This is a genomic window from Thermosynechococcus sp. GLH187 (assembly GCF_031583395.1).
Taxonomy (GTDB): Bacteria; Cyanobacteriota; Cyanobacteriia; order Thermosynechococcales; family Thermosynechococcaceae; genus Thermosynechococcus.
In genome coordinates this window covers 2,001,413-2,026,144 of sequence record NZ_CP134175.1, presented here as the reverse complement: position 1 = coordinate 2,026,144, position 24,732 = coordinate 2,001,413, and the positions used below count along the sequence as shown (strand labels likewise).

17 protein-coding genes and 1 pseudogene are annotated in these 24,732 nt (G+C 52.1%); 7 read left to right on the top strand and 11 right to left on the bottom strand.

All coding sequences use genetic code 11. The features are described from left to right. Positions 1-15 precede the first annotated feature (15 nt). A complete protein-coding gene (locus RHI63_RS09940; protein WP_310821542.1) occupies positions 16-1,584 on the top strand; it encodes a trypsin-like peptidase domain-containing protein in 1,569 nt (522 codons plus the stop codon). On the opposite strand, the gene RHI63_RS09935 is transcribed toward RHI63_RS09940, so the two are convergent. The 5 genes from RHI63_RS09935 to rseP all read right to left on the bottom strand — a co-directional run bounded on the left by RHI63_RS09935 (position 1,581) and on the right by rseP (position 6,135). Next, a complete protein-coding gene (locus RHI63_RS09935) occupies positions 1,581-2,894 on the bottom strand; it encodes a hypothetical protein (RefSeq protein ID WP_310800179.1) in 1,314 nt (437 codons plus the stop codon). The two genes, RHI63_RS09940 and RHI63_RS09935, sit on opposite strands and share 4 nt — an antisense overlap. Before the next feature lie 62 nt (positions 2,895-2,956). Next, positions 2,957-3,715 carry a hydroxyacylglutathione hydrolase gene (gene gloB / locus RHI63_RS09930; RefSeq protein ID WP_310822021.1) on the bottom strand — a complete coding sequence of 253 codons (759 nt, stop codon included), beginning with the start codon at positions 3,713-3,715 and terminating at the stop codon, positions 2,957-2,959. Next, positions 3,712-4,341, bottom strand: a complete 630-nt coding sequence (locus tag RHI63_RS09925) for a Uma2 family endonuclease (protein WP_302678195.1) — start codon at positions 4,339-4,341, stop codon at positions 3,712-3,714. The genes gloB and RHI63_RS09925 overlap by 4 nt, the downstream gene beginning before the upstream one ends. A gap of 10 nt (positions 4,342-4,351) precedes the next feature. Next, positions 4,352-5,020, bottom strand: coding sequence for an endonuclease III (gene nth, locus RHI63_RS09920; RefSeq protein ID WP_206200023.1), 669 nt, complete (start codon positions 5,018-5,020; stop codon positions 4,352-4,354). Positions 5,021-5,028: 8 nt separating this feature from the next. Further along, a complete protein-coding gene (rseP, locus tag RHI63_RS09915) occupies positions 5,029-6,135 on the bottom strand; it encodes an RIP metalloprotease RseP (RefSeq protein WP_302677716.1) in 1,107 nt (368 codons plus the stop codon). Positions 6,136-6,370: 235 nt separating this feature from the next. On the opposite strand from rseP, the gene accD reads away from it, so the two are divergent. The 3 genes from accD to RHI63_RS09900 all read left to right on the top strand — a co-directional run bounded on the left by accD (position 6,371) and on the right by RHI63_RS09900 (position 13,649). Next, complete coding sequence (gene accD / locus RHI63_RS09910; protein WP_206200021.1) at positions 6,371-7,294, top strand: acetyl-CoA carboxylase, carboxyltransferase subunit beta; 924 nt, start codon at positions 6,371-6,373, stop codon at positions 7,292-7,294. Positions 7,295-7,413: 119 nt separating this feature from the next. Further along, positions 7,414-9,273 (top strand): serine/threonine phosphatase, encoded by a 1,860-nt coding sequence (locus RHI63_RS09905; protein WP_310821541.1) that lies wholly within the window; start codon positions 7,414-7,416, stop codon positions 9,271-9,273. A gap of 113 nt (positions 9,274-9,386) precedes the next feature. Then, positions 9,387-13,649: a CHAT domain-containing protein gene (locus tag RHI63_RS09900; RefSeq protein ID WP_310821540.1), complete on the top strand. Its 4,263-nt coding sequence runs from the start codon at positions 9,387-9,389 to the stop codon at positions 13,647-13,649. A gap of 7 nt (positions 13,650-13,656) precedes the next feature. Here the strand turns inward: RHI63_RS09900 and hemC are convergent, their stop codons facing one another. Together hemC and RHI63_RS09890 are read right to left on the bottom strand one after the other, a co-directional pair. Further along, positions 13,657-14,619, bottom strand: coding sequence for a hydroxymethylbilane synthase (hemC, locus tag RHI63_RS09895; protein ID WP_310821539.1), 963 nt, complete (start codon positions 14,617-14,619; stop codon positions 13,657-13,659). Between the two features lie 64 nt (positions 14,620-14,683). Then, a complete protein-coding gene (locus tag RHI63_RS09890) occupies positions 14,684-16,027 on the bottom strand; it encodes a TIGR03279 family radical SAM protein (protein ID WP_302678192.1) in 1,344 nt (447 codons plus the stop codon). 159 nt (positions 16,028-16,186) lie between these two features. Between RHI63_RS09890 and psb35 the strand changes: the two genes are divergently transcribed. Further along, a complete protein-coding gene (psb35, locus tag RHI63_RS09885) occupies positions 16,187-16,417 on the top strand; it encodes a photosystem II assembly protein Psb35 (protein ID WP_315862966.1) in 231 nt (76 codons plus the stop codon). Continuing rightward, positions 16,414-18,030, top strand: coding sequence for a cyclic peptide export ABC transporter (locus RHI63_RS09880; RefSeq protein WP_302678191.1), 1,617 nt, complete (start codon positions 16,414-16,416; stop codon positions 18,028-18,030). The genes psb35 and RHI63_RS09880 overlap by 4 nt, the downstream gene beginning before the upstream one ends. On the opposite strand, the gene ntcA is transcribed toward RHI63_RS09880, so the two are convergent. From ntcA to RHI63_RS09860, 4 genes and pseudogenes are all read right to left on the bottom strand, one after another. Next, positions 18,027-18,692, bottom strand: coding sequence for a global nitrogen regulator NtcA (gene ntcA, locus RHI63_RS09875; protein WP_190278317.1), 666 nt, complete (start codon positions 18,690-18,692; stop codon positions 18,027-18,029). The two genes, RHI63_RS09880 and ntcA, sit on opposite strands and share 4 nt — an antisense overlap. Before the next feature lie 174 nt (positions 18,693-18,866). Next, positions 18,867-19,521, bottom strand: a pseudogene (locus RHI63_RS09870) (DUF2834 domain-containing protein). Positions 19,522-19,527: 6 nt separating this feature from the next. Further along, on the bottom strand, positions 19,528-20,097 hold the full coding sequence (locus RHI63_RS09865) for a hypothetical protein (RefSeq protein WP_310821537.1): 570 nt from the start codon (positions 20,095-20,097) through the stop codon (positions 19,528-19,530). 367 nt (positions 20,098-20,464) lie between these two features. Next, positions 20,465-23,191: an MGH1-like glycoside hydrolase domain-containing protein gene (locus RHI63_RS09860; protein ID WP_206200013.1), complete on the bottom strand. Its 2,727-nt coding sequence runs from the start codon at positions 23,189-23,191 to the stop codon at positions 20,465-20,467. A gap of 702 nt (positions 23,192-23,893) precedes the next feature. On the opposite strand from RHI63_RS09860, the gene RHI63_RS09855 reads away from it, so the two are divergent. After that, the gene (locus tag RHI63_RS09855; protein WP_206200012.1) at positions 23,894-24,727 is read left to right on the top strand and encodes an acyl-CoA desaturase; all 834 of its coding nucleotides are present in this window, start codon (positions 23,894-23,896) and stop codon (positions 24,725-24,727) included. Positions 24,728-24,732: the final 5 nt, after the last annotated feature.

Here is a 24,732-nt window from a genome sequence, read left to right as displayed (position 1 = left end):
CTTGGAGGCATCCCGATGGGGCGCTGGCACAGTTGGTCATTGGTAGGAATGGCGATCGCCACCGTCCATATTGCTCAGCCTTTTCCGGCTCAAGGGGTGAGCGTTACAGAAGTTGCCCGCATTGCCAAAAATATCACTGTGCTCATTGAAGGTACCAACAGCCATGGCTCAGGTATCCTATTGCAGCGCAAGGGCAGTACCTACGTTATCCTCACCGCCTACCATGTGGTTGAAAAGGCCGGCCAGTACACGGTGAAAACGGTTGATGGTCAGCGCTATGCCATGCAACCCAACTCCATTCGTCGCTTGCCCGGTGTTGATCTGGCCACGCTGGAAATTGAAAGCAACCGCGATTACACCCTTGCCACACTGGGAAACGCCGTAGAGGCAGTGGAGGGCATGCCCGTTTTTGTGGCTGGTTTTCCTGCTCAGGAGGCCTCGGTTTTGGGGGGCATTTATCAATTTACCGAGGGGCGGTTGACGGCCAATGCCTCGCGTCCGATTCAAGATGGCTATGCCTTGGTCTATAGCAATCCCACCTTGCCGGGGATGAGTGGCGGCCCTGTCCTCGATGAAAATGGCCGTTTAATTGGGGTTCATGGCAGTGCCGATATTGCTTCTACCCTTGTGCAGGAGGGCAGTGGCTTCAGTACTGTCTTTGTGAAACGCGGCTTTAATCTCGGCATTCCCATCAATACCTACTTGAGTTTGGCCACACCGTCGCGGGAAACCACGGCTCTGCCTGCCCCGACCCCCCTGAAGGCAGCGGACTATTTCCTCGCCGCTGAGGAGCACTTCCAACGCAAGAATTTTGCCGCCGCCATTGACAACTATACCCAGGCGATCGCCCTTAATCCTAACTACAGTGAAGCCTATCTGGGACGGGCCGTGGCGCAAATGTTTGCCCTTGTGCCTCACCAAGACTTTAATCAGCTCGGTGAAGAACTGGGAACCAAGTACCTGAGTCGTCTGACCCAAGGCAACCCTATTCTCAAGGATGCCTTTCCCCCCCACCCGCCCACCCCCATGCTGGATACGTTTGTCCGCAATATGGCTGAACGCCCCGGCACGATTCAGCAGGACATTGCCAAGGCGATCGCCCTCAATCCCCAGTACACCGAAGCCTATGGCATCCGTAGCTTTTTGAATTTGCTCCTCGGCAACTTTGGTACTGCCGTTGCGGATAGCGATCGCGCCCTTGCCCTCAGTCCCAACAACAGCGATCTACAGATGATTCAATCCTTGGCGCTGTTTCTCAGTGGCGATTTTCGCCGCAGTATCCCCGTGTTTGATCGTCTCATTGCCGCCAATCCCAAGAGCACCGACTATCATTTGCTGCGGGGAATTGCGGCTTTTCTCATGGGAGACTATGCCCTCAGTCGCCCCAGTTGGACAGCCTTGACGCAGCTCACCCCCAAAGATCCCATCCCCTTTGCAGTGCGGGGTGTAACGTATCTCCTTGAACAGAACTCCAAAGCGAGCCTACCGGATCTGCGCCAAGCCGCTGAACTCTATCGCCAACAGGGGAATATGCAGTCCTACAACGAAATGATGGAGGCAATTCGTCAGATTGAGAACCGCTAGCGTTGCCACTGCTGCAAGAGCCAACGACCGAAACGAATCAGGTGTTCTTCAATCCAGAGAAACAGGCGATCGCACCACAGCAGGAGGCGTTCAAACCAGTGGAGTTCATAGCCAATCAGGGCAGCATCCACATCAAGAATTAACTGCTCTGGATTGGGAGGGACACTGGTGGCCGCAGTTTCTGAGGGTGGCGAATGGGCTAGGGAATCAGAGCGACTGCCTAGGCTAAGAAGGGTCTCCACGGGAGAAAAGACTGGCAAAGGATCCGTAGCCGCCAATAGCGGTGAATTTACGGCTGCCACCACTGGGGGTTGGAATCCCCCTAGCCAATAGGAGAGTTGACTCAGCCAGTCTGGGAAGGGCAGCTTGAAGGGGTTGAGATGACGTTCAATCCAAGCCAGAACTTGCGCCTGTTGGGCAGGGGTGAGGGTATAAAGAATCTCGTTATCGCTGCCGATGAGCACCATCTGCTGGGTTTCTAGAAGGGTGGCAATCCCCTGCACCCGCACTTGGGACAGCGTATTTTTGCGGCCGAAGGGAAGGCGCGATCGCAACCAATGGAAGACAGCGGCTAGGGGAGACACTGGGGGTAGGACTAAATCCCCTTCACTAGCATCTGTTAACTGAAGTTGCCTTAGAAAATTGCCCACCAAACAGGACGGTGGGTTAGAGCCTGCTTTGAGCGATCGCTGCTGCCAACCCCAGAGCCAGTGATGCCGTCGCCGATACCACTGCCGAAGGTGCTGATAGTACACTGCCAAGGCATAGGCAATGCGTTGCTCAATTTGCCGCTGTTCTGTGGCGGTGAAGATTTTCAAGGGACGGGCAGCCTCATCCACAAGCAATAGGGATTTTGCGGCGCGATCGCAGGCAAGGTAAAAGGGCTGCCGCTGTGCCAAAGGTGCATCCTGTGGTGGTAACGTCTTGGACTGGGGTTGAAACCAGCGTTGCACACTAGCAATCCAGCGCTGCCACCAAGGAAGTGGACGGGCAATGGGGGCGATCGCCACCACCCAAGAGTCATCCTCCCCTTTCGTCAGGGAGAGGGCAGACATCACGGTTAGCAGTGCTTCATCGGCAGGGGGTGCCGCTGTGGGTTGCGCTAGGAGGCGTTGACGCATTCGAGAGACGCTGCCCATGAGTTGGGGGAGTCCCCGCTGCCAAACCTGTGCCAGAATGGCGCCAATCACTTGCAGCGTGCCACTGAGGCTGCTTTCAATTTGCCATAGTTGGCGTTGCCAGTGTTGCTGCCAACGGTGCCATTGCTGTTGCCAAAAGCTCAAGAAGCGACTCTGATAGGAAACTGCCATCGCAGCTTTGGGGGTAGAGGAATATAAAACTAGATTAGCGTTCTGAGGTGCTCAATAGGCACCTAGTATTGATCCCGTTTACCCCGCAACCGTGTAAAGGTTTGGAGGGGGGTGGTTGCCCCCACTGCTGCTTGAATGGTGTTGACTTCACAGCGTAAAAAAGGATTCGTTGCCTTTTCAACGCCAATCGTACTGGGAATCGTGCTTTTTCCTTGGGTGCGATCGCGACAGACTTGAGCATAGCGCTCTTGCAGGGCAGGATTATTGGCATCCACTGTCAGGGCAAAGCTGAGGTTCTTTTGGGTATATTCGTGGGCGCACCAGACCCGCGTTTGCTCCGGCAATTGCCGCAGTTGATTCAAAGACTCCAACATCTGTGCCGGTGTCCCCTCAAAAAGACGACCACAGCCACCGCCAAAGAGGGTATCACCGCAAAACAGATCGCCCGTTGCTGGCCCATAGTAGGCAATGTGACCGCGGGTATGGCCGGGAACAAACAGCACCTCAAAAGCATGTTCGCCAAAGGGCACGCGATCGCCGGCACTAAGAAAAACCGTTTGCTCTGGAATGCGGCCTTGATCTTCGCGGCTGCCATAGACTTCGATATTGGGGAAGCGCGATCGCAGGGCACGATTGGCCCCCACATGATCCCAGTGGTGGTGGGTATTGAAGATTGCCGTCAGTGTTGCTCCCAATTCCGCTAATTTGGCAAGAACAGGTTCTGGCTCTGCCGGATCCACCACTGCCGCTGTCCCCGTTTGCGGATCATGGAGCAAAAAAATGTAGTTATCTGTAAGGGCATTGAGGCGATAAATCATCATGGCCGTTGTTCCTGTACCCAGCGTCGCCAATTTTTCTCTGCCTCTACCTCATCCATTTTGGCCTCTGCCAAGAAGCGATAAAGGCATTCCTTGGGCACCCATGGAAACAAAGGGGAGCGATCGCACCCCTGATAGCATCCGTCCCACAACTGGAAAATTTGCCATTCCCGACCATTGTACCGCCATAGCTCCGGTACCCCCAAGGCCGCATACAGCTGGTTTTTATCGATATCGGTATGGGTCATGTCCACCTCAATCACTAAATCAGGCGGTGGATCAATGCTCAGATCAATGCTGCGGCCAGCCACCTGTGGTTGATGGTGGATGTAATAGGCATTATCTGGTTCTGCTCCTCGCTTCAGATCCGGTCGCCACAGGGTTGTTGAGCGCAGCGATCGCAGCCGCAGTCCTGTTTCCACCACCAGAATGCGCAAAAATAGACCCATTAGCTCACTGGCAAACTCATGCTCTTCAAGGGGCATCGTAATTTCAAGGATTCCGCGATCAAATATCAAGTGGGCAGCACGGGTTTGCGGCAGGGCATTAAGAATCTCTTGGTACTGCTGCCAAGTGAGGCCGTGGAGCGTGACACGCTGTTCGCCCGTAGTTGTGGTTAGGGTTTTCATGGCAAATCCCCTATGACTTTGGTATCAGCTTCCCACCTGTGGCACACAAATCAATGAGTTCACAGCCTTCGCACTGGGGTTGGCGCGCTTGGCAAACGGCGCGGCCATGGTAAATCAAGCGAATTGACCAGTTTTCCCAATCGGGCTGGGGGATCAGGCGCATTAAGTCCCGCTCAATTTTCACGGGATCCGTTTCTTGGGTCAGCCCCAGCCGCCGGCTCAGCCGCTTGACATGGGTATCCACCGTCACTCCCCCCAAAATGCCGTAGCCATGGGCAAGAACCACATTGGCTGTTTTGCGAGCTACCCCCGGCAGTGAAAGCAAATCTTCCATCACCTTGGGCACTTGACCCCCATAGACTTCGACAATGCGGCGACAGGCGCCTTGGATATGGCGGGCTTTGTTGCGATAAAAGCCAGTGGACTTGATGTACTGTTCTAGCTCAGCCAAATCAGCCATGGCAAAGTCCTCGGCATCGCGATAGCGAGCAAACAGCGCCGGTGTGACTTGATTCACCCGCTCATCCGTACATTGGGCAGAGAGAATCGTGGCTACCAGCAGTTGCAGCGGATTGGCAAAGTTGAGGCTACAGGTGGCATCCGGATAGAGGCGTTTGAGGCGGGTGAGAATTTCCAAGGCCCGTTGTTGCTTGGCGGAGAGGCGACGGGTAATAGCCATAGGTGGACTTAAAAGAGTTGCTGCACCCAGCCCAAGCCCGTGAGGTTCACGGTGTCCCGCACGATGAGGAACATCCCCAGTCCAAGGAGCAACACCAGCCCCGTTTGCATGACGCCCTCTTGAATGCGATTGGGTAAGGGACGACCCCGCAGCGCTTCCACCAGTAAAAAGAGCAGTTGACCGCCGTCAAGGGCTGGAAAGGGCAGAATATTAATAATTGCAAGGTTAATACTGATCAAGGCGGTAAAGGTAAAGAGCTGTTCAGCATTGGAGCGGGCAATATCCGCGCCCATCGCTACGATCGCCACCGGTCCAGAGACCTGTTGAGCCGCTTGATCAAAATGCTGGAAAAGTTCGCGAAACCCCTCTAGGGTCAGCACAATCACCCGCTGAAACTCCGCCGCAGCCGCCGTGACTAATTTAATCGGGTTTAAGGTGTGTTCACGGTGAATGTCGGCATGGGGGGCTAATTGAACGCCAATCCGGGCTTGACCATCCTCACTCACTTCTGGCGTGACGGTAATCTCTTGGATGTGCCCTTGACGTTGAATCGTCAGTGTCAGGGGTTGCTGCGGATGCTGCTGAATGGCTCGCATCAGGTTTGGTAAGCTATTGGCATCGGCACCCAAGGGTTGGCCATCCACCGCTAACACCAAGTCCCCCGGCTGAATGCCCGCTTTGGTGGCCACAAGGCTACTTTCCGGGACAAGGGCGGGAATGAGGACACCCTCATAGTAGGTGGCCTGACTAATCCCCATGACGCCCACTTGCACCAGCAGTAGCAAATAGGCAAAGACCAAGTTGGCAATCACCCCCGCGCTGATGACAATGGCGCGATCCAAAATCGGCCGGTTGCTCAGGAGATTGGGATCGTTGGCGGGAACGCTGCTATTGGGGTCATCGTCTGGGAATCCCACATAGCCCCCTAGGGGAATCAGGCGCAGGGCATACTCGGTATCCTTGCCTTGAAACTTCCAGAGAATCGGGCCAAAGCCGATGGAAAAGCGGTTGACATGAATGCCTTGGCTGCGAGCAGCGATAAAGTGCCCCCACTCATGGACAAAAATCAAGATTCCTAGGATGGCGATCGCCACCACGACTGCAACCATGGACATAGATTCAACCCAGTGCTACGCTGCGAATTGTTAACTCCCTTTTATTGTGACACCGAACTTCCCCTTGGATCGGTGATCTCGCCACAGCCCCTTGCATCATTTCTCAAACTTGTGCGATATATTGCAAAAATGCAACAAAGTGGGATGATAAGTAATTATTCTTAGTGGACGCTCCTGAGAGAGACCCATACAAACGTGCTATTTGAGACCTCAACGTTAAAGGGAATTTTCTACAATGTCTTTATTTGATTGGTTTGCAAATCGCCGTAAAGAAACCGCCTTGACCCCCATGCAGCCAGAGCGGGAGATCGCTGATGGTCTCTGGACAAAGTGCGAAGCCTGTGGCGTCATGATCTACAGCAAGGATCTGCATAGCCATCAACTGGTGTGCCCAGAGTGCGGCCATCACCATCGCGTCAGCAGTAGTGAGCGTATCCAACAACTGATTGACCCCCACACATGGCGCCCCCTCGATGAAAATTTGGTCAGTTGTGACCCCTTACAATTCAAGGATCGCAAGCCCTATAGCGATCGCCTGCGGGAATATCAAGAGAAAACCGGTCTCAAGGATGCCGTGCAAACCGGCCTCGGCCAACTCGAGGGTCTGCCAGTTGCCTTGGGGGTGATGGACTTTGCCTTCATGGGCGGTAGCATGGGCAGCGTGGTCGGCGAGAAAATCACGCGCCTGATTGAACGAGCCACTTGGGAGCAGATTCCCCTTGTGATTGTCTGTGCCTCTGGCGGTGCCCGCATGCAAGAAGGGATGCTCAGCTTGGTGCAAATGGCGAAAACGGCTGCTGCTCTCGAACGGCATCGCAGTGCAGGTCTGCTTTATATCCCCGTCTTGACCCATCCCACTGCTGGGGGCGTGACGGCTAGCTTTGCCATGTTAGGGGATATTATCATTGCCGAGCCAAAAGCAACGATCGCCTTTGCGGGGCGGCGGGTTATTGAGCAAACGCTGCGGGAAAAACTTCCCGATGACTTCCAAACCGCCGAATTTGTCCAGAAATGCGGCTTTGTGGATGTGATTGTGCCGCGGACTCACCTGAAGTCAACTTTGGCACAGTTAATTCGGTTACATCAACCGGTGACGCGTCATGTTTCCTCGACCCTGCTGCCCAAATCATTTCCTGTGATGGCAATGGCTGAGGAATAACAGCAGCAACCCCCAGATCAAGGGTTGTCCTAGGGCGATCGCTATACAATAGGGGATACCGCTCCCACACCGCAAGGGGTGGTCGTCACTGTGCTGTCTTTGCTGGCTCACCTGCTCTAATGCCTACCGCTCAAACTGATCAAAACCTCAAACTTTGGTGGGGCGTTCTCTATCCTGCCTATACCGATCACCCCATTTTGGCTGTCTCCAACCGTAACTCTGAGGGAACTGTGTTTGAGCAGGACACCAATCCTCCCAATGCCGCCGCTTTTTTTGACCCACAGCACCGCTACCAACGCTGGGATCACCGTTACGCCTGTGATTTGCCCCAACTGGTACAGGATCTACAGCCTGAGGAACCGACGCTCTTAGAAGCCCTCCGCGAAACGGCTCAGGATTGGGCACAGGGGTTAAACATTCTCGACCCCAGTGTGGTCATTCCCCATTTGCAAGCTCAATACCCTGACCTCAGTGCGGTGGCGATCGCCTACCTTGCCTTGCACCTTGTCTATCCCGAAACCATTCCAGCCATTCACGATGCGTGGCTAGATACCGTTTCCACAAGCAACTTACCGGCCAACTACTGCCACGGCATTATTCTCGACTACGATCACACAGCGCGCCCTCTGCAAGATGTCTGGCAAGACGACAACATTTCCGATGAGCAAATTTTCCAATACCTAGAGGACATGATTGAGCTGTGGAAGACTCTAGAACCGTGGCACTGCCATTATTCCTTGCTCACAGTTAGGAATTTAGCCGTCAACCCTGACGATCAATTGCGGCTGCATCAACTGGACTTCACCTTTCCCTTAGTGAAAACCTTTGAGCGACCCACGCCACCCCCCAGCCTCATTACTGTTTGGGAAGAGTTATTTCGCCATGCCTCTAGTCGTCGTCAAGCCGTTTTTATGCCGCTCTTGGTCTCCTTGAGCACGGCTCCTCTGGAGAAAATCTCAGAAATTCAGATGTTGCTCGACTCTCTCGCCTCCACCCTGCGCAGTGAACCCCTGCCAGACTTTGAGGAGGAGACAGGTGAAAGTACGGGTGACTTGATTAATGAACTGCCAGACATCACCCTCTCATCAGAATCACCAGAAGAGGACCATACCGCTATTGAGGATGCACCCACTGCCCTCTTACCGCGACAACTGGTTCAAGTGGATGTTGCTGCCCAGACAGACACCGGGCGCGATCGCCACCACAACGAGGATTTTTACCTGATTGATCATCGGCAGCAAGTGCGTCTCACCCCCCAAGGGCAGCAGTTGGATGTCCAGGGACTATACGTGCTCTGTGACGGCATGGGGGGGCATGCAGAAGGTGAAATTGCCAGTTCCCTTGCCACTAAAACTGTTCATGAATACTTCGAGCAGACTTGGCCGTGGCAGGGAGAACTGCCGAGTGCGGAGGAAGTACGCAACGCTATTTACCGTGCCAATGAAGTCATTTTTGCCACTAATGATCAAAAAGGGAAAACCGGCAGTGGTCGCATGGGGACCACGCTTGTCATGGCTCTACTGCATAACTACCACCTACGCCTTGGCCATGTCGGTGATAGTCGCATTTACCGCTTCACCAAACGCCAAGGACTGCAACAACTCACCATTGATCACGAAGTCGGTCAACGCCTGATTCAACAAGGGGTAGAGCCTGAAATTGCCTACGGTCGTCCCGATGCCTATCAACTCACCCAAGCCCTTGGCCCCCGCAGCAATGAAGCCATTGCCCCTGAGGTTATAGACTTGGACATCGAAGAAGACACCCTGATTCTGCTTTGCTCCGATGGCCTTTCCGATAACCGCTGCCTCGAAACCCACATTATTAGCCATTTGCTGCCAATGCTGGATTTTAGTCTCCCCCTCAATCAGTCGCTTCATAAACTCATTGATATTGGAAATCAAGTCAACGGCCACGACAACCTAACAGCGATCGCCCTCCGCTTCAAATTGCGCTCTGTTCTTAATGCCCTATTTTAGACAGTACCCGCAGCAGACACTTTACCAAGTGGCACATTGCCTTGATCACACTTAAAATAGTCCCTGAGGATAAAACTATCCTCATTAGCAAGTTTTTTTTTACATAACGTCATATGAATTCTCAATGCTTAACAAAAGTGTTGCCCTACAGCTGGGTGATCCTGACTAGCTTGACCTCTTTTCTTGGTACACCCGCCCTTGCTGAAATTACCCCCGCTCCCAATGCCACTGGCACCACCGTAGAAACCGTCAACCATCAGTTCAACATTGGGGGCGGACAACGTTCTGCCGATGGCCAAAACCTTTTTCACCTGTTTCGTGATTTCAACGTCCAGCAGGGGCAAACCGCCAACTTTCTTTCTACCCCGCAAATTCGCAACATTCTTGCTGGCGTCAATGGTGGCAGTGCTAGTTATATCAACGGCGTGCTGCAAGTTACAGGCGGAAACAGTCATCTCTACCTCCTAAATCCTGCAGGTATTGTTTTTGGTCCGAATGCGCAGTTGAATCTACCAGCGGCATTCCATGCCTCGACAGCCCAGCGCGTTCACTTTGGCAATGGCCTCTTTGATCTCAATGGTTCAAACACCTACAGCCAACTCAATGGCTCCCCGATTGGCTTTGAATTGGCCAATAGAGGCATCCTAATTAATGAAGGCAATCTTAGGGTGAATGCTGGTCAATCCCTGACCCTGATGGCGCATCAGGTGATCAATACAGGTACCCTTGGCGCAACGGGGGGCACGGTCAATGTTGTGGCGGTACCTGAATCAGGTCTGGTGCGCATTTCCCAAGAGGGCATGCTCCTCAGTCTAGAGATTCCCAAAGAGCGATTGCCCGCCGCAGGCATTATTCAGCCAATTGATCTCCCGACGTTACTCACAGGGGGTAATGGCTATCCTGCCGTCAATAGCGTGATTCAAAATCCAGATGGCACGATTCATTTGGTTCACGACAGTACCAAGATTCCCCTAACCACAAATACAGCAGTCATTGGCGGCACGATTGATGTGAGTCATACCACCGGCGCCGGGGGTAAAATCACCATTGCTGGCCAAGGCAGTAATATTGCTCTGATTAATGCTCAACTGAATGCTGCGGGTAATACAGGGGGCGGCACAATTCTCATTGGTGGTGACTATTTAGGGGGAACAACAGGAACTGGCCGGCTAGGCAGTAGCTTCAATGCGCAAAACCTTTTTGTTAATGCCGGTACTCTTTTGAATGCTGATGCCACCCATCAGGGCAACGGGGGCACAATTATCAATTGGGCAGAGCACAACACACGTTTCTATGGCCAGATCAGTAGCCGTGGCGGTGCGCTTGGGGGAGATGGCGGCTTTGTCGAAGTTTCTGGCAAACAGTTTCTAGATTTTCAAGGCACAGTCGATACCACTGCCCTAAATGGCAACACAGGAACATTATTACTTGATCCGACAGACATATACATCACTGACAGCATGCATGATGTCAACATTACTTCCTCTTCGCCCTTTAAAGCACTATCAAACTCTCATTCATTTTCTATGTTAACTATAGGAACGCTGTTATCAGCACTCAATTCCACAGACGTTGTCATAACAACAGACAGTACGGCGCTAACTACTGGGAATATCTATGTAGAAACCTCAATTTCCAGCAGCTCGACAAACTCACTCACGCTACAGGCTGATAATGATATCATCATCGGCTACCCCATCTCGCTTCAGGGGAGCTTGGTATTACAAGCAGAGGGAGTGATTCGAAATCAATCATCCTTCAATAATCCAATTAATATCAGTGCAGCAAACATTAGTGCCAATGCTCCCATACAAACTAATGGCGCTAATATCACCCTCCAAGCTAGTGGCAATATCTTCCTTCCTTCTAGTGGCAATGTTCTCAGTACATCAGGTGGAAGTATTAATCTACAGAGTAGTGGGGGTACGATTTCCCTTGGAGGTTTAGTTAATGCATCTGCAGGCAGCATTCAATTCAGTGGTAACACAGCTCTACTGAACTCAACGAGCTTTTCAGGGAAAAATATTACATTCAATGGCAATATCAATGGCAATCATTCTTTGAATATTGACTCAACAGGTCAAACCGTAGTTTTAGGAACAATCAACACTGCAAGTCTAAGCATCAATGCTCTTAGTAATATTCAGCTGAACAATGTCACCACTAGTTCAGGTATTAGTCTAGACTCGGCATCTAATATTACTGCTGGTAATTTGCAAGTAACTCAAAGTAGTGGTACTGTCGGCGTAGTTGCTTTTAATGACATCACTCTCGGCAACCTAATCAGTGCAGGCGGAGCGATCGCAGTCTTTTCAGAAATCGGGGGTATTTCAACTGGCAATATCAACAGCAACGGTGGTTTTGTTTATCTTGATTCCATAACTGACATAACAACTGGCAATATCACGACTCGCGGGGGTGATTTGGCTGCTGTTGCCTACAGGGGTGCTTTAACAATAGGTAATATCAATACAGCTGGCAGTGGTGGCAATGTCACACTGTTTGCGCCTACGATTACGACGGGTGATATCTTCACCAACGGTGGTAACTTCTTAGCTTGGACTGGTGATTTCCCTATTCCAACCTCTAGAGGTACGATTGATCCAATTCCGGATGATGATTTAACACTGCCTGATCTATTCACTAATCTCCAGACAATACCCAGCGGCAACTTAACGCTGGGTCATTTGACGACTGGTGGTGGGGATGTCAACCTAAGGGGCGGCAATCTAGTTTTCAACTGGATTAATGCTGGGGCGGGCGGTGTTGATATTTATGCGCAAAATTCACTGCGTGGCTTGGGTACGTTTGTTTCCAATGGTGTACCTACCACGATATGGGGTGACTCAGTGAATATCTTTATCAACAATGCTACTCCATTTTTAGTGGGCAATTCCGAAAAGAATGGAACTGCAGGGGCAATTCAAGCCGAGGGATCGATTATTCCTGTACCTACAACGCTTTCAGGTCTTGTGGAGGTCGGAAATATTCGTTTTGAAAATACAGGTCAAAATGTTGCCGATAGGAGCTTCGTTCCTTCTGAAAAAATCAATCCTCTGTTAGAACCCCCTACACCAGCCATCTCAGATCCCCTTAAAGTACCCACCGCTCCCCCTGAAATTCTCTTGACTAGAGATATCGAGACTGCCCTAGCTAGCAATAACATTGAGGGTGCGCTGGCGTTACTCGATCTACGGGGCTGTCAAGAAGTCAGCAGTTACCTACAACGTACTTGTGATAGGCAAGATTTCTCCCTTGAGGATTTACAGGCAGCCCTCAATGAAATTGCCAAGCAAACAGGTAAAAAGCCAGCGGTCATTTATACCCTAGCCCGGCCTGACCAATTTGATCTCATCTTGGTTACCCCAGAGGGGAGGCCGCTTTATACACCCCTACAGAACGTGGGACGTGAACAGTTATTGAAAACAGTGGATACTTTGACTAACAGGGTGCGTGATCCACGCCTGATCAATACCCGTACTTATCTACCGGCGGCACAACAGCTTTACCAATGGTTGATTGCCCCCTTGCGTGCTAACTTGAATGCCCAGAGCATTGATACACTGGTCTTTGTTCTAGACAGTGGTATGCGTAGCCTTCCCTTGGCAGCGCTCCATGATGGTCAAAACTTTCTTGTAGAGCAATTTAGTACGGCGCTGGTTCCCAGTATAAGGCTCATAGATATTCGCTACCGCAGTATTCAACGGGAACCCATCTTGGCAATGGGAGCATCGGAATTCCCAGATCAGTCCCCCTTGCCGATGGCACCCCTAGAGGTAGCACAGGTTGTTAAAAACCTAGGAGGAGGCCAAGCCTTTCTCAATGAGGCCTTTACAATTGCTAATTTTAGACAACAGCGCCGTCAAGGAATCTATCCCGTGATCCATTTGGCCACTCACGCTGAGTTTCAACCGGGGGCTGCAGAAAATTCCTACATTGCTTTTAGGGATGGGCGATTGAATCTTTTGCAGTTCCAAGGCTTACAGATTAACCGTCCCCAAGCAGAATTTTTGACCCTCAGTGCCTGCCGCACGGCGGTTGGAGATTTGGATGCAGAACTGGGGTTTGCGGGTCTGGCGGTACAGGCGGGGGCGAAGTCGGTGCTGGCCAGTTTGTGGTATGTCAGCGATGAGGGGACGTTGGCGTTGATGACCACTTTCTACGATTTGTTAAATACGGTACCCATTAAGGCCGAGGCGCTACGGCAAGCGCAGCTAGCGATGCTGCGCGGCAATATTCGCATCCAGGACAATGAACTGCAAACAATTCGTGGCCGCATCCCGTTACCCCCAGAAGTTACCCAAGGGGCTGGTGGTCGTTCCCTCGATCATCCCTACTACTGGGCTGCCTTTACCATGGTAGGGGTTCCATGGTAGGGATAAACTAACGCTCGAGACGGGCAGTAGCAAAAATCTCTTCCAAAATCTCTGACGCACCCTGTTCACGGAGTTTCAGGGCAAGCTGCGTTCCTAGTTCTTCTGCACTGGCAGGCTCCCCTGTGAGACTGTCTTTGACAAGGCGCTGGCCATCGAGACTCGCTACTAAGCCTGTGAGGGTGAGTTGACCATTCTCAATCACCGTATGCACCCCAATGGGCACTTGACAGCCCCCTTCCAATTGCCGTAGGAAGGCTCGCTCTGCTAGGCAACGGGCTGCTGTTTCTGGATGTTCAAGGGTCTTGACCAAGGCTAAAATGTCAGCATCGTCGGCGCGGCATTCAATGCCCAAGGCGCCCTGACCCACGGCATAAAGGGAGACTGTTGCGGGTAAGACTTGGCTAATGCGATCGCCAAAGCCCAAACGCCGCAGACCAGCTACCGCCAAAATCAAGGCATCGTATTCCCCAGCATCTAATTTGGCCAAGCGAGTATTTAGATTGCCCCGCACATCCTTAAACGTGAGATGGGGGTAGTGGTGGCGCAACTGTGCCAAGCGACGCAGTGACGAAGTACCAATGACCGTGCCTTCAGGTAGGGTATCAATGGTGTGTCCTGTCCATTTTGCACCTAAAACAAGGGCATCTGCTGGGTCTTCCCGCTCAGTAATCGCACCTAAAACTAAACCAGCGGGCAACTTGGTGGGTAAGTCCTTGAGGGAGTGAACGGCCAAATCGGTCTCACCCCGCAGCATTGAAAGTTCTAGCTCTTTGGTAAAGAGGCCTTTATCGCCAATTTTGGCAAGGGCGACATCAAGGATATTGTCTCCTTGGGTGGTCATGGTCACCACCTCAAAGGCGCGATCGCGATGATGGGCTTGTAACTGCGCCTGTACCCATTCCGTTTGCACAAGCGCCAGTTGACTTTTGCGGGAACCAATGCGAACCGGGCGGGAGGAGGTGGCAATCATAGGGTTGAGTGTGCAGCGGACAGCATCCAGCCATTATAGGTTGCGGGGATCCCAAGGGGCAAGATCAGGCATTTTCGGGGTGAGTACAAGCAGCAATAATCGCTGCCGCGCCACCAGAGACCACTTGAATGGGGACCCCTAGCGCTTCCTCCACAGTGGCTAAAGACACATCATCGAGAAAAACGGGTTCATCGTGCTTGAGCATCAGACTGGGCAGAAGCAGGCGATCGCCCAAGGGTTTGCCCTTCAGGTGATAGATCAAATCATGGCCGGTTAATAGCCCTGTCACGGACATCTGCTGTCCCCAATAGTCGCTAGCAAGGGCATAGAGATCAAGGCGCAGGTTCTCAATTTGGTTAAGGCGAGCCACCAAGGGTGCAAAGGCCTGTTCCACGGTATTACCCACCACCCAACTCAGATGACGCGGCTGCGGTAAGCGTTGGGGAAGCTGTTGGGCGTGAAGCTCAAACTCTTCTAAAAACAGGCGAATCGTTCCCACGCCATTACTGAGTTGCGGATAGTCCTGATAGTGGGCGGCGGGGGGTAAGGGCGATCCGGCAATCAAGAACCATTCATCTGCTAGCCAAGCAAAGGGGGTTTGCCACTGCTGTTCAAACCGCTGTTGGAGTGCCTGTACCCGTTGAATCACCGCTTGGGCGTGATCAGGGGTGACGGGAATCAGTTCATCCTCAGCAGGGCGAAAGCGAGTCAGCCCCACCGGCACCACTGCCACTGAAAGCACGGTTGGCCATTCAGGATCATAGAACTGGGCTAAATCCCGCAGTGTTTGCTCAAGGCACTCGCCGTCATTAATCCCCGGACAGACAACCACTTGGGCATGGAGTTGCAGCCGTTGCTCTTGAAACCAGCGCATCTGTTGCAGAATTTCCCCCGCCCGTGGATTTTTCAGTAGGCGTTGGCGAACACTGGCTACTGTGGCATGGACAGAGACATAGAGGGGGGAAAGGCGCAAGCGGGCAATGCGCTGCCATTCTGAGGGAAGCAGGTTCGTCAGGGTAATGTAGCTGCCGTAGAGGAAGCTGAGGCGGTAGTCGTCATCTTTGGCGTAGAGGCTTTCCCGTTTGCCGGGGGGCTGCTGATCAATAAAACAAAAGGGGCAGCGATTGTTGCACTGCATCAACCCATCGAAGAGGGCGGTGGTAAACTCCAGTCCTAAATCTTGATCAATGTCTTTTTCAATTTCGAGAACATAGGTTTGGCCGTCTTTCCCTAGCACTTCTAGGGTGAGGTATTCCTCGGCACAGAGAAACCGATAATCAATCAAATCGCGGGGGCGATCGCCATTAATGGCCACCAACGCATCACCGGGTTCAAATCCCAACTCAGCGGCAATGGAGCCGGGTTCCACAGCAGCCACAACAGCCGGGCGAAGGGCGCGATCGCTCATGGTTGATTGTTGAAAAGTGGGGGGACAGTCAGCAAAACTTCTTTATCTTGTACTGTACCTTAGGCAGCACAGCCGCTTCCAACTCTCAGGATTCTCAAAGCAACCATAGGGTTGATATAGTGGTGTTCTACATATTTCTAAAAAATGTTAACGAGGACGATGATGGGGTCATTGGGGATTAGCTTTACCGTTGGTGCAGGTAACTTTGTCCCCTTTTATGGGGTATTGCTGCTGGGTCTTGTGGCGGCCGTGAGCATTGGCCTCATTGCATGGTACAACTCGAAGCGTCCCCCCGGTTGGGAAAATGCCGATCGCCCCAGTTTTATTCCCAAGTTGAATCTCGAAGAGTCTGAGTCCAATCCCACCCCTGATGAGACAACAGATTCGTGAAGCTCTTTCGGATTCTTTTACGGGCGGCTTGGCCGACGATTGTTGCGGCAGCGATCGCTGGACTTCTCAACGGTGGCAGTACGGCTGCGCTCATTGCCCTGATGAATGCCGCCCTGCAGAAAACCCCTGCCCTCCAGCGCCTCTTACCTTGGGGATTTATTCTCCTCGGAACCCTCCTACTGCTGACCCACTTTAGCTCTCAAGTGCTCCTGGTGCGGGCTGCCCAACAGGCGGTTTATGAAATGCGCCTCTTCCTCAGCCGCCAGATTCTCGCTTCACCCCTACGCCAGTTAGAAGCCATTGGCAATCCGCAACTCCTTGCGACACTGACAGAGGACGTGGATGCCGTTTCCCGTTCCTTTTCCGTCCTGCCCAATCTTTTTAATGCCATTGCCATTGTTATTGGCTGCCTGATTTACATGGGTTGGTTGTCGCCGCCCCTCTTTTTTGCCCTTGTGGGCTTGATTGTCGTTGGTACTGGCAGCTACTTGTTTCTAGCGGGCAGAGCACGCAAATTCCTAGAGCGGGCACGGCAGCAACAGGATCACCTTTTTCAACACTTTCGGACACTCACCGAGGGCAACAAAGAACTCAAGCTCAATCGGCAACGGCGGTTGGCCTTCTTTTATCGGGAATTGGAACCCACGGCTCAGAAAACACGGCAGCAAAACGAGCTAGGGTACATGGTCTTTGCCATTGCTGCCAGTTGGGGGCAGTTGCTGCTGTTTGTCACCATTGGCTTCTTTCTCTTTACGCTGCCCCATTTGCTAGGAGCCACACCCACAGTTCTCTCAGGGTATGTTCTGACGATCATTTACCTCATGCTGCCGATGCAGCAGCTGATTGATGCGATTCCTGTCTTTAGCCGTGCTAGGGTTGCCCTGAAAAAAGTGGAATCTTTGCAACTCAGCCTTGGAGATCCGCACCAAAACCTCAACGATACAGGCGAACTCCCTCCCCTTGGCTGGAAAACCCTCTCTCTGCGGCAGATCTGTCATCAGTACCGCAGTGGCCACGAGGATGAACCTGCGACCTTTACCCTCGGCCCTTTGAGTTTGACCGTGCAGGCTGGGGAACTCCTTTTTATTGTCGGTGGCAATGGCAGCGGTAAATCCACCCTAGCAAAAATTATTACTGGCCTGTACATTCCCGATCAGGGAGAAATTTGGGTGGATGATCACTGTTTGCAGCCTGAGGACTACGAATGGTATCGCCAACACTTTGCCACTGTTTTTAGTGACTTTTATCTTTTTGAGTCACTGTTGGGCATTGAGTGCCCCGAACGCCTTGCAGAAGTGCCAAGTTACCTCGAAAAATTGCGCTTGAGCCACAAAGTTTGCCTAGAAGGTAACCGCTTCTCTACGACATCTCTTTCCCAAGGGGAGCGCAAGCGTTTGGGGTTGTTGATGGCCTATCTCGACGATCGCCCCGCCTACCTCTTTGATGAATGGGCAGCGGATCAAGATCCTGTGTTTCGGGAGATTTTCTACCGCCAACTCCTACCCGAGCTAAAGGCTCAGGGCAAAACGGTGTTTGTGATTAGCCATGACGATCGCTACTTTGACGTGGCCGATCGCCTGATCAAACTCGACTATGGCCAACTCGTGACCTAGGTAAACTGCTGACTGAGCATCAAGGGGTTATGCACCGTGATTTTCTTTTTGTGAATTGAGATCATTTTTTGATCCCGAAGTTCCCCGAGAAGGCGAGTTACGGTTACCCGTGTCGAACCAATGGCCTCGGCGATCGCCTGATGGGAAAGCTTCAAATCCACAGTGACTCCCGCACTCGTGGGAATCCCAAAATCACGGCAAAGAATCAGCAAAAAGCTCACCAAGCGGGATCCCATATCGCGGTGGGCAAGGGTCTCGATCATCATCTCCGTTTGCAGGATCCGCGATGACAGCCCCTGAATCATAAACATCGGCAAATCGGGATCCTCGTGCATCGCCTTTTCCACCTGTTCGATGGGAACGGCCAATAGCTCCACATTCGTAAACGCCACCGCATGGTAAAAGCGATCGGAGCGGGTGCCCGTAATCAGGGACAGCACCCCAAATACGGTATTTTCCCGCAGCAGTGCCACCGTAATTTCCTCACCCGCTTCATACACCCGTGAGAGCTTCACTGCCCCCTTGAGGAGAAAATAGACCTTTTCCGCCGGATCCCCCGGAAAGAAAATGGTTTTGCCGCGTTCATAAGTTTCAGTGGTGGATGGAAACAGGCCACTGGCCATGTGGCGAAAGACGGGTGCTAAGGGTTGATCTTTGTTCATGAGTCGTGTGTCAATCCAAGGTGGTTTAACTGGTGGTGTGGCGATCGCATAGGGTGCTGTCGGCATTGATATCCCCCCAACAATGCAACTCTCTCAACGCCAGCGAATCTTGCTCTGGGTGAAGAGTTCAGCATTGACAGATTAGTAAAACCAATTCAGGGGCATTTTTTTGTATCATGCCACACTTTTTTTCGAGAGAATTAAGGGCGGACGCAAAAGCAAGTACCCTAATGCTCCTAAGAGGGGGACAAGGCTCCACCAGCGCCACGGTGACTTTTCCAGCCCTCGCCGTTGCCAGTCATCCACTAGTAGCACCTAGTAGCACCGGCAAGAGCAACGACAGGAGGCAAAAGTCTAGGCTCATCACATGAATAAAGCGGCTGGTTTGCCACTGCTGCCAAAAGTCTGGCCAATCGCCGCCGACCAAGCCATAGCCAAGAAAGCCCATAGCCAATAAACCAATGACAACGGCAGTGAGCCGTGATTCCCAGAGGCGTACCCCCCGATTGAGTTCTCCGCTGAAGATCGGTGCTGGCTGGCGCAGGATGAAGTAAGGTAACAGGGCAAACGCACCCACAGCAAAACTAAAAGCCGCAAATGGCCACGCGGGAAATCGCTGTTCTTGACCATCCACCACCAGTAATGCGGTATAAATCAGTGGCCAGACGCCCATCAAATTAAAAAGACTGACAATGAGGGGGTTAATGCCTTGCCAGTCTCCCGTTGCTAGCCGTTGAATAAGTGTCAGTGTTTGCGGTTGATCGGGGGGGGCAAAACCAAAGCTATAGACAATCAATCCCAGCCACAGAACCGCAAAGAAAATCCGCATACCGCCCTAAGCTAAAACCGTTTCGGGTACCCCCGCTTTTTGCAGTTGCTTCGTAAATTGCGGCAGCACTCGCTGGCACTGGCGGATAAAGGCCTCTAGCCAACCTTGCAAGTGCTCTAGCTGCTCCTCACTGAGAAACACATCGCGGGTGGACTGGTACGATTGACAAACCACACGACCATCATTGTCGCCAATTTTGTTAAAGTGTTCTAGCACTTCCGCTAAGGTGAGGGCTTTTGCTGCGGCGCCTTTTGTTTCTTCAAGCTGCGGCAGGGTAATGTCTGTCAGTTCTTCGCGAGGCTGTCCCCCCAGACCCATGAGGGCAAAGAGTTTTTGTTCCAGATTGGCGAGGTAGCTATTGTAGGTTTGGCCGTTGCGGCTCAGGGTTTGGTGCATCCGCACAATGAGATCAATTTCTGCCAACTTAGTTGCCGCCAAGGATTCTAGGCGTGCCAATTGATCGGCAAAGGCTTGACTGTCACTTTCGGCACCACTTACGGTCAACCCAAGGGATTCAGCACGCTTTGCAAGGAGACGGCGAATGTAATAGCGGGTCATGGGTGTGAGCGACATCATCTGAACCTCAAATCAAGCCAATGTGGAACACAGACGGAATGTAAACTTTTGTAAATCAGCTTAACATGTCTCCTGCTGTATTGCAAAATGTAAACATTACACTTACTGCAGCAAATTTTAGCAGCAGTAAAAACTCACTTCAGACAAAAGTCAGTTCATTCCTCCTGTCTATTTATCAAGGTAGGAGACAAGGGGTACTTTTTTGCCAGTAATTTCACGGAAATTTACTTGTGCGTTGGCAAATTTAATAGAACTAAAATCAGCTAGGATTACCGAGTTTTAGATTTTTGTGGGGGTGGCCAAGTCTTGACCTAAAAAAGGGGGCGATCGCCCCCCTATCACAATACGCTTCAGCCTTAATCAGGTGCTAGCTGGCGCTGACCAACTCCGCTAAGCGTTTCGAGACCACAGCCAAGTGTCCTTTCTCCAGTACCTCATCGGCGTCGAGAACATTGAGTCCCATGATGATCCGTGCAATCAGACCCGTCCAGCCGGTTTGGTGACTCGCACCTAGTCCTGCGCCATTATCCCCATGGAAGTATTCATAAAACAGAATTAGATCACGCCAGTGGGGATCGCTTTGGAATTTTTCGGTGCCACCATAGACCGGTCGCCGCCCCGATTCATCCTTGAGGAAGATACTGGCCAAGCGGCGGGCAATTTCTGCCGAGACCTCCCAGAGGTTGAGCCAGCGGCCTGAACCGGTGGGGCATTCCACCGTAAACTCGTTGCCGTAATAGCCATACATTTTGCGGAGGGCTTGCACCAAAAGGGCATTCACGGGCATCCAAATGGGGCCACGCCAGTTGGAGTTACCGCCAAAGAGGCCGGTGGTGGATTCACCGGGTTCATAGCTAACGCGATAGGCCTCGCGGCCGAGTTGGAAAATATAGGGGTGATCGTAGTGGTAGCGGGAGAGGGCACGGATGCCATAGTCACTGAGGAATTCACTCTCATCCAACATGCGGGTGAGAATCCGCCGTAGTTTGGCCTCGTTGACGGGCGAGAGCAACCGCCGTTTTTTTACACCCGGGCGATCGATGGGGTTAATGTTGGCCAAAAGCTCAGGGTGGCGGGCATTAAAGGCAGCAATGCGTTCCCTAAAGGTGGGTAGGGAGTCCAGCAACTCTTCCGAGAAAATGGCAGTGGCACACAGGGGCAGCAATCCCACCATCGAGCGTACCTTCAGGCGCTGGGCACGACCATCGGGCAGTCGCAGCAGGTCATAGTAAAAGCCATCTTTGTCATCCCAGAGTTCATCTTTCTGGACACCAATGCGATCCATCGCTCCGGCAATGTAAACGAAGTGCTCATAGAATTTGCAGGCAATATCCTCATAAACGGGATTGTGCTGTGCTAGCTCCAGCGCCATAGAGAGCATATCGAGGGCAAACATTGCCACCCAAGCCGTACCATCCGCCTGCTCAAGAACACCACCCGTGGGTAGGGGCGCACTGCGATCAAAGACGCCAATATTGTCTAAACCAAGGAAGCCACCCTCCATGACGTTGTTGCCGAGGGAATCTTTGCGGTTGACCCACCACGTAAAGTTGAGCATGAGCTTGTGGAAGACACTCTCAAGGAAAGCCAAATCGCCTTCGCCTTTTTTCATGGCTTTGTCCAAGAGATAGATTTGCCACGTGGCAATCCCATGCACAGGCGGATTCACATCACCAAAGTTCCATTCGTAGGCGGGAATTTGACCGTTGGGGTGCAGATACAGTTCATTCACCATCAGCTTAAGCTGCTCTTTGGCGAAGTCGATATCCATCAGAGCTAAGGGCGAGCAGTGGAAGGCCAAGTCCCAAGCGGCAAACCAAGGATATTCCCACTTGTCGGGCATGGAGATAATGTCGGCGCTTTCAAGGTGGAACCACGATTTGTTGCGGGTAACGATGCGCTCTTCCACATCGGGGGGCAGCGCTTTATCTTCCAGCCACTGCTTGACAGGGTAGTAGTAGTACTGCTTTGTCCACATCATGCCGGCAAAGGCTTGACGAACCACATTGCGCTGATCAGCCGTGCAGTCACTGGGGATGAGGTGATCAAAGAAGAGATCCGCTTCGGTGCGGGCTTGGTTGAGGCGATCGCTAAAGGCATTGCCAAAGCTGAGGGGGCTACTTTTGGCAGATGCTAGGCGTAGTTGAATGATCTCAACCCCTTGGGCGGCAACTGTGACTTGATAGTGGGCAGCCACCTTGGTGCCGACTTTGTCGGGGTTGACGGCATTTTGCTCACCATTGATCAGGTAGCGGTGAAAGGCATCCTTAACGTAGGGCGAGGCATTGGGCTGGCCAAAGAGCCGCTCAAAGTTGGTTTCATTCTCGGTGAAGAGGAAGGGCACCGGGCGATCGCTCACAAATTCATACTCTCCTAGCTCCCCATGGCGTGCCCGCACCAGTGTCGCATCCATTTGCTTCAGTTCTGGTTTGGCGAGAACCTTGTCCGGTGTCCAACTCCACGTATTGCGGTACCAGAGGGTGGGCAGAACGTGCAAATGGGCAGCTTCGTTGCCGCGATTGTGAATGCTGATTTGAATCAAAATGTCATTGGGAGCCGCTTTGGCATATTCGATGAAGACATCAAAGTAGCGATCGCCCTCAAAGACCCCTGTATCCAAGAGTTCATACTCCATTTCAAAGCGGCTGCGGTGGCGGTTGGTCATCACCAGATCAATGTAGGGATAGGCAGCTTGGGGATACTTGTAGAGGTATTTCATGTAGGAATGGGTGGGCGTACTGTCGAGGTAAAAGTAATACTCTTTAACGTCCTCCCCATGATTGCCTTCATTGTTGGTTAAGCCAAAAAGCCGTTCCTTGAGAATTGGATCGTTGCCATTCCAAAGAGCCAAGGCAAAACAAAGCCGTTGCTGTGCATCACAAATGCCACCGAGGCCATCTTCACCCCAACGGTAGGCGCGCGATCGCGCTTGATCATGGGAAAAATACTCCCAAGCATTGCCGTCGGCGGAATAGTCTTCCCGTACAGTGCCCCACTGCCGCTCGCTCAAGTAAGGTCCCCAAAATTTCCAAGGGTTGGCTTGGCCATGAACTTGATTGAGTCGTTCCAGTTCAGGATTGACAGGAGAAGCCATTTTTAACCTCGCTTGTTATCTCAAAAATTCCATAAAGGCCTACAAACTTATATGAACTTAAGCGAAAACTCTTATAAATAAAAAAAATAAAAAGAGATAAAGAGCTTAAGCTCATAGATTTTGAGTATAAGCAAAATATCCTAAACTCCAAGAAAGGAAACATTAAGGCTTAGTAATCTGCTAGGGCAGATATAGCCCTTTCCTGAACTAGGGGGACATCTGGGAATCCAATCCGCTACAGTAGGAGTTGTCGCAGTGTTGAGCGTCTTCGTGAAAGAGGTAGTACCCGACCCAGATTTTGCTTGACCTGATGCGCGGCAAGCCCCGGCATTCATGTCGGCGGCGAAGGATAGTGCGGATGGCGGCGGCATCCTAATCATGGTATTGCCACTGAAACCCAAGGTGGCCTACGGCAGGGCATGCCGGCAAGATACAAGCAGCGGTTAGAACCCGCCGAAACGATTGCGCAGTCATCCCCGTCGTAGGAATCTGCGGCTTTCAGGCCGGGGAGGAGGTCAAGTCTTCTCCAATCTCTGCTACGATGAAAGTAAGGGTTGGTTGTTTGCTCGTTAAACGTAGATTGTTTAGGAAGCCATTTCTCTAGGCATCTAGGTAAAAAGCAGTCGTAACCATCTTTGCTCTAAGGGAGCAGCCTACAGGGCTCAACTCCCCTGTGAGTTTGTCAATTTGTTCGAGAGTTTTATGACATCTGTTTCTTCGTTGCCTGCGCGCCCCCTGCGTCCCAATTGGGGGGTGATTTTTTTTATGGGCATTGTGCATTTGGGAGCGTTGCTGGCATTGGTACCGGGGCTGTTTTCTTGGCCGGCTGTGCTGTTGTGTGTTGTTCTCTATTGGGTGTCTGGAGGCCTTGGCATCACCCTAGGCTGGCATCGCCTGATCACCCATCGCAGTTTCCAGTGCCCGAAATGGCTGGAATACTTTTTTGGCTTTTGCGGCAGCTTGGCCTGTGAGGGTGGAATTATTGAATGGGTTGGCCTCCACCGTAATCACCACCTCCACTCCGATCAAGAACTGGATCAGCACAATTCCCAAAAGGGGTTTTGGTGGTCGCACATGGGTTGGATGCTCCAAGAAGTGCCCGCCAAGGCAGAGGTAGAACGCCTCACCAAGGACATTAACACTGATCCGGTGTATCGCTTTTTGAATCAGTACTTTGTGCCCATTCAAGTGGTTTTAGGGGTCTTGCTGTATCTGTGGGGGGGACTGCCCTTTGTGGTCTGGGGCATCTTTGTCCGCCTTGTGCTGGTGTATCACCTCACTTGGTTTGTCAATAGTGCCACCCATAAATTTGGCTACCGCACCTTTGAATCGGGCGATCGCTCCACAAATTGTTGGTGGGTTGCCCTGCTGACGTTTGGCGAAGGCTGGCACAACAACCACCACACCTACCCCCATTCGGCACGTCACGGTCTGCAATGGTGGGAATTTGATATTACGTGGATCACGATTCGGGCATTGCAAGCGATTGGTCTGGCCCAAAAGGTGCGGCTCGTGGAAGCCCCCACGAATCAGTAAAAGCC

Coding starts and splice junctions, on each gene's coding strand:
- RHI63_RS09940 (WP_310821542.1), top strand. CDS start 16: ATGGGGCGCTGGCACAGTTGGTCATTGGTAGGAATGGCGATCGCCACC.
- RHI63_RS09935 (WP_310800179.1), bottom strand. CDS start 2,894: ATGGCAGTTTCCTATCAGAGTCGCTTCTTGAGCTTTTGGCAACAGCAA.
- gloB (WP_310822021.1), bottom strand. CDS start 3,715: ATGATGATTTATCGCCTCAATGCCCTTACAGATAACTACATTTTTTTG.
- RHI63_RS09925 (WP_302678195.1), bottom strand. CDS start 4,341: ATGAAAACCCTAACCACAACTACGGGCGAACAGCGTGTCACGCTCCAC.
- nth (WP_206200023.1), bottom strand. CDS start 5,020: ATGGCTATTACCCGTCGCCTCTCCGCCAAGCAACAACGGGCCTTGGAA.
- rseP (WP_302677716.1), bottom strand. CDS start 6,135: ATGTCCATGGTTGCAGTCGTGGTGGCGATCGCCATCCTAGGAATCTTG.
- accD (WP_206200021.1), top strand. CDS start 6,371: ATGTCTTTATTTGATTGGTTTGCAAATCGCCGTAAAGAAACCGCCTTG.
- RHI63_RS09905 (WP_310821541.1), top strand. CDS start 7,414: ATGCCTACCGCTCAAACTGATCAAAACCTCAAACTTTGGTGGGGCGTT.
- RHI63_RS09900 (WP_310821540.1), top strand. CDS start 9,387: ATGAATTCTCAATGCTTAACAAAAGTGTTGCCCTACAGCTGGGTGATC.
- hemC (WP_310821539.1), bottom strand. CDS start 14,619: ATGATTGCCACCTCCTCCCGCCCGGTTCGCATTGGTTCCCGCAAAAGT.
- RHI63_RS09890 (WP_302678192.1), bottom strand. CDS start 16,027: ATGAGCGATCGCGCCCTTCGCCCGGCTGTTGTGGCTGCTGTGGAACCC.
- psb35 (WP_315862966.1), top strand. CDS start 16,187: ATGATGGGGTCATTGGGGATTAGCTTTACCGTTGGTGCAGGTAACTTT.
- ntcA (WP_190278317.1), bottom strand. CDS start 18,692: ATGAACAAAGATCAACCCTTAGCACCCGTCTTTCGCCACATGGCCAGT.
- RHI63_RS09865 (WP_310821537.1), bottom strand. CDS start 20,097: ATGATGTCGCTCACACCCATGACCCGCTATTACATTCGCCGTCTCCTT.
- RHI63_RS09860 (WP_206200013.1), bottom strand. CDS start 23,191: ATGGCTTCTCCTGTCAATCCTGAACTGGAACGACTCAATCAAGTTCAT.
- RHI63_RS09855 (WP_206200012.1), top strand. CDS start 23,894: ATGACATCTGTTTCTTCGTTGCCTGCGCGCCCCCTGCGTCCCAATTGG.